General features: G+C 67.4%; 3 protein-coding genes. 1 reads left to right on the plus strand and 2 read right to left on the minus strand.

What is annotated here, in order from left to right:
* On the minus strand, window positions 1-1,668 hold a 1,668-nt coding region (sppA, locus tag ACIRA7_RS14490; RefSeq protein ID WP_396221562.1), incomplete at its 3' end, for a signal peptide peptidase SppA.
* 208 nt (window positions 1,669-1,876) lie between these two features.
* Between sppA and ACIRA7_RS14495 the strand changes: the two genes are divergently transcribed.
* Entirely contained in the window at window positions 1,877-3,667 is a 1,791-nt protein-coding gene (locus ACIRA7_RS14495; protein ID WP_396221563.1) for an acyl-CoA dehydrogenase C-terminal domain-containing protein, read from the plus strand.
* A gap of 30 nt (window positions 3,668-3,697) precedes the next feature.
* On the opposite strand, the gene ACIRA7_RS14500 is transcribed toward ACIRA7_RS14495, so the two are convergent.
* The coding region (locus ACIRA7_RS14500; RefSeq protein ID WP_396221564.1) for a heavy metal translocating P-type ATPase at window positions 3,698-5,573 on the minus strand (1,876 nt) is incomplete at its 5' end.

Below are 5,573 nucleotides of genomic sequence, written 5' to 3' on the forward strand. Positions count from 1 at the left end.
GTCGTAGTCGCCGGTGATCTTGGCCAGCGAGGCGGCGCTCTTGAGCGCCATATCGAGTCCGCCGATGGAGTCCACGAGGCCGACGCGGATGGCATCCTCTCCCGACCACACGCGTCCTTCCGCGATCGTGCGGACCGAGTCCGGCGTCAATCGGCGCGCCGTCGCCACGCGCGCGATGAAGGCCTCGTATACCGCGTCGGTGCCGCGCTGCAGAACGGCCAGCTCGGCGTCCGTCCGCGGACGCGCAATCGAGAACAGATCGGCGTAGCGTCCCGTCTTCACGGTGTCGAACGTGACGCCGTTGCGATTGGCCAGCGTCTTGATGTTCGGCACCAGCGAGAACACGCCGATCGAGCCGGTGATCGTGTTCGGTTCGGCAAACACGCGCGCCGCTGCGGTGCTGATCCAGTAGCCGCCGCTCGCCGCCACCGTGCCCATCGAGACTACGATCGGCTTCTGCTTGCGGATCAGCGTGAGTTCACGCTGAATCTGCTCCGAGGCAATCGCGCTGCCACCGGGGCTGTTCACGCGCAGCACCACGGCCTTCACCTTGGCGTCGTTGCGCACGCGGCGCAGCTCGCGTGCCAGCGACGACCCGCCGATCGTCCCGTCGCCGCCTTCCCCATCCACGATGTCGCCTTCGGCGTACACGATGGCGATCGTCTGGCTCGCGGTAAAGCTGCGATCCTTGGCCACGGCGATCGGCGCGTAGTCGCCGAGCGTGACCTGAGGCAGGGTGGGGCGATCGAGCAGCGCGGCGAGCTCCGCGGCGCGAGTGCTGTCCTTGGCACTTGGCTTGCCGCCGTCTGCCGTGCGGGCCGCCGACGCGAGCCGCTGCAAGTCGTCGAGGACATCGTCGAAGTACGCCACGCGGTCCACGAGCTTCGCGGCCTTGGCGTCGGCGGGCAGAATGATCCCTTGCGCGTCCACGATGGTTTGCAACGCGATGGTGTCGATGCCACGACTCTCGGCCACCCCGCGCTTCACTTCGCTCCACAGATCGCCGAGGTACGATTCCGTCTGCAGGCGATTCTCCGGGCTCATGTCGCGACGGGTAAACGGCTCCACCGCTGCCTTGAAGCGGCCCACGCGACTCACCTGCATGCCGATGCCGAACTTCTCGAACATACCGGTGAAGAACACCTGCTCAGAGGCGAGTCCCGGCATCGCCAGCGAACCGAACGGATCGATCGTGATCACGCTGGCGGCCGACGCCAGGTAGTAGTCTTGCGTGCTCGGATTCACCAGATACGCGTGCACCGGCTTCTTCGACTGCCGGAAACGGGCGATCGACGCCCGCAGTTCGCGCAGCGCCGCGAAGCCCGACCGGTATCCGTCGGCGGAAATCGAGCCGTGCAGCAGTATTCCGCTGATGCGATCGTCGTCGGCCGCCGCCTTGAGGGCGATCGTCGCCGCGCGCAACGAGATGGCGTCCCCTTGTCCCGCCGAGAACGCGTCGTCGAGGAAGGTGCCCGGCGTCGTTTCTGACGGGCGATCGGAGAACGCGCGTTCCAGATCGATCACGAGCACCGAGCCATCGGCGACCTTGGTGGGTTCCTTCGACCCAGCCGAGGCGGCGATGCCGACGACCAGCAGGATTCCGCCCACCACGCAGATCGCGATCGTGAGCAGGTTGGCGGCGATGGCGGTCAGAAACTGCTTCATCATGGTCCGGACGTGAGGGAGATGGCGAGCGTTGTCGACAGGACCTACGCCGCCCGCGTCGAAAAAGCTTCAGAAGGGTACACGCGGAGCCCCGCGCCCTCAAAACATGACGGTCGCGTCGCAATTGGGGCTTGCCGGCATCCCGATTCCGTCACAGGTTGCACGGGAGCAGGTCACCCCCGCTGTTTTCCCGATCGGAGGACGCCCGTCCATGCCCGCCTACAAGGCTCCACTCGACGATATCCGCTTTCTGCTGCATGACGTCCACGATGTCGCGCAGCTGGCCGCGCTTCCCGGTTTCGAGGACGCGACGCCCGACATGATCGATGCGGTGCTCGTCGAAGGCGCCAAGATCTGTGAGGACGTGCTGTTCCCCATCAACCAGAGTGGGGACACGGAAGGGGTGACGTACGACAACGGCGAGGTGCGGACGCCCCGGGGTTTCAAGGAGGCGTACGCGCAGTACGCGGCCGGCGGATGGACCGGCGTGTCGGCCGATGCGACGTACGGCGGGCAAGGGCTGCCGGAGTCGGTGCGCTTCGTGATGGAGGAGATGCTCTGCTCCGCGAATCTGTCGTTCAGCATGTACCCCGGCCTGTCACACGGTGCGGTGAGTGCCCTGATGAGCCACGGATCCGACGAGCTCAAGGAGCGGTTCCTGCCCAAGCTCATCGACGGCACGTGGGGTGGCACCATGTGCCTCACCGAAGCGCACGCTGGCACCGACCTCGGCATGATCCACACGAAGGCGATGCCGACCGGCGACGGCGCCTACCGCATCACGGGCACGAAGATCTTCATCTCGGCCGGTGACCATGACCTCACCGAGAACATCGTCCACCTCGTGCTCGCCAAGTTGCCCGACGCGCCGGGCGGCACGAAGGGCATCTCGCTCTTTCTGGTGCCCAAGTATCTGCCCAACGCCGACGGCACGCCGGGCGCGCGCAACGGTGTCACCGTAGGGTCCATCGAACACAAGATGGGCATCAAGGCGTCGGCCACCTGCGTGCTCAACTTCGAGGACGCCACCGGCTGGTTGGTCGGCGAGCCGCACAAGGGCATGCGCGCGATGTTCGTCATGATGAACGGCGCGCGCCTCGCGGTGGGGCTGCAGGGATTGGGGCTGGCCGAAGTCGCGTACCAGAACGCGCTGTCGTACGCGAAGGACCGACTGCAGGGCCGGTCGCTCACGGGCCCGAAGAATCCCGCGGGACCGGCCGATTCCATTCTCGTGCACCCCGATGTGCGTAAAGGCCTGTTGCGCATCAAGGCGTTCAACGAAGGCATGCGGTCGCTGGCGTACTGGGTCGGGATTCGCATCGACCTCGAGCATCGTCATCCCGATCCCGCCGTGCGCGAAGCCGCCGAAGATCTCGTGGCGCTGATGACCCCCGTGATCAAGGCGTTCCTCACCGACAAGGGATTCGACAACACGAACATCGCGTTGCAGACGCTCGGCGGACACGGGTACATCAGGGAGTACGGCATCGAGCAGTACGTGCGCGATGCCCGGATCGCGCAGATCTACGAAGGCACGAACGCCGTGCAGGCACTCGATCTCGTCGGTCGCAAGTTGCCCATGGAAGGCGGACGGCTGGTGCGCCGCTTCTTCGAGCTGGTCAAGAGCGATGTAGACGCCGCCGCGTCGGTGGCGGGCCTCGAGGAGTTCGCCAAGGCGCTGGGCGGTGCGCTGTACCAGCTGCAGAAGGCCACGATGCTGCTGGCGGAAAAGGGGTTTGCCAATCCCGATGAAGTCGGCGCGGCGGCCACCGAGTATCTGCATCTGATGGGCTATGTCGCCGTGGGATGGCAGTGGCTCCGCATGGCCACCGTGGCGCAGCAGCAGCTTGCGGCGCAGCAGGGCGAGCCGCGGTTCCTCGAGGCCAAGCTCAAGACGGCGCGTTTCTTCTTCGGACGCCTGTTGCCCGAAGCCGCCACGCTGTTGGCGGCGATTCAGGCGGGCTCGGCGCCCATCATGGCCTTCGCCGAGGACGAGTTCTAGGCGCGCGCTGGGCGAGTTTTGGGGCGGTTTCTAGGCACGGACCGACGGGCCACGCACGGCATCCGTCGGGCCGGCTCCCGCCGCGCGCAGCGCGTTCAGGATGACCGCCACGTCGATCGCTTCCTGAATCAACGCGCCGGCGATCGGTGTCAGCAGGCCCGCGGCCGCGAAGCCCATCCCCACCAAACTCAGTCCCAGCCCCACAAAGATCGACTGCTTCGCGATCATCAAGGAACGCCGTCCGATCCGGACGGCTTCGGGGACGCGTCGTGGATCGTCGATCAGCAACACGATGTCGGCGGCTTCGGCCACGACGCCGCCGCCGTGTCCGGCCAACGCGATCCCCACGGTGGCCGTCGTCAGCGACGGCGCGTCGTTGGTGCCGTCGCCCACCATCACCACCCGGCGACCACGCGCTTCCAGCGCCGCCACCCGCGCCACCTTGGCCTCTGCGGTGAGATCACCCTCGTACTGCGTGATGCCCACCTCACGCGCGATCTTCGCCACGTTCTCGGACTTGTCCCCCGAAAACAGATAAGCGTCGCTGATGCCCAGCGCGGCCAGCTCGGCGAACATCGGGGCCAGCTCCTCGCGCAGTTCGTCAGCGAATTCGATGCGCGCCAGCGACGGCACCGCGCCGTGCTCCTCTCCCCCGAGGCTGCCGTCGGTGGCCACGTACGCCCGTAATCCCGATGCCTCCGTTTCCAAAGCGGAAAGACGCGCCGCGATGCCCGGCACCCGCTCGCGCACGAAGTCGGGTGACCCCACGGCGACGAAGCGCCCATTCACCACGCCCGTTACGCCGCGGCCGGCGGTTTCGATCAGCTCCGTGGCGATCGCCATTTTCGCCCCACGCGACTCGGCCTCGGCCACGATCACGCGCGCCAGCAGGTGACCCGATCCTTGTTCCACAGCCGCCGCGAACTCCAGCATCGCCTCGGCTGACACGCCGTCGTCGGTGACGACCTGATGCACGCGTGGCTTGCCCACCGTGAGCGTGCCGGTCTTGTCGAACACGGCCGAGTTGACCGAGGCGAGCGCTTCCAGTGCCCCGCCATTGCGCACGATGATGGAACGGCGCGCGGCGCGATTGATGCCGCCGATGATGGCGACCGGTGCCGCGAGGATGAGGGGGCAGGGGGTGGCCACGACGAGCACCGCCAGCACCCGACTCCAGTCGTGCGACACCAGCCACGCCATCAGGCAGGCGCCGAGCGTGAGCGGCGTGAACCAGACCGCCCACTTGTCGGCCGTGCGCTGCAACGGGCTCTTCGAGGCCTGGGCGGAGCGCACCAGATCCACGATGCGGGCGTACTGACTGTCCTGAGACGTGCGCAGCGCGCGCACCGTGAGCGCGCCTTCCTGATTCACGCTGCCCGAGAGCAGCGCCGTACCGGCCGCGGCGCGGACGGGAATGGGTTCCCCGGTGATGCGTGACGTATCGACGTGTGAGGCGCCGCTGACGACCGTGCCGTCGCACGGCACCAATTCACCAGGACGAACCAGCAGCTCGTCGCCCGGCGTGATCGCGCTCGCCTCGATGTCATGCACGTGTCCGCTGACCACCCGGTGCGCCGTACGAGGGGCATCGGCCTCGAGTGCCGCCACCGCGCTTGACGCCCGCGCGACGGCAAACGCATCGAGCGCTTCGCCGCCGGTCTGCATCAGGACCACCACCAGCCCGGCCAGCGGCTGCTGCAGGAGGATCGATCCGGCGATCGCGAGCATCGCCACCACGTCGGCCGCGAACGCGCCGCGCAGCAGTCCGGCCAAGGTGCGCCACGCCACGGGGATGCCTGTCAGCACGAGTCCAGCGAACCAGATGCGCTCGCGCCACGGATCGGCGGGGACGAGCAGTGGCACGATGGCGCCGGCGGCGAGGAAAGCGAGCGCGGCCGCAGGCAGT

The sequence above is a fragment of the Gemmatimonas sp. genome, from assembly GCF_044376735.1.
Classification (GTDB): Bacteria; Gemmatimonadota; Gemmatimonadetes; order Gemmatimonadales; family Gemmatimonadaceae; genus Gemmatimonas.

What these genes read in the sequence shown, in the direction of transcription:
- ACIRA7_RS14495 (WP_396221563.1), top strand. Translation starts at nt 1,877, where the DNA reads ATGCCCGCCTACAAGGCTCCACTCGACGATATCCGCTTTCTGCTGCAT.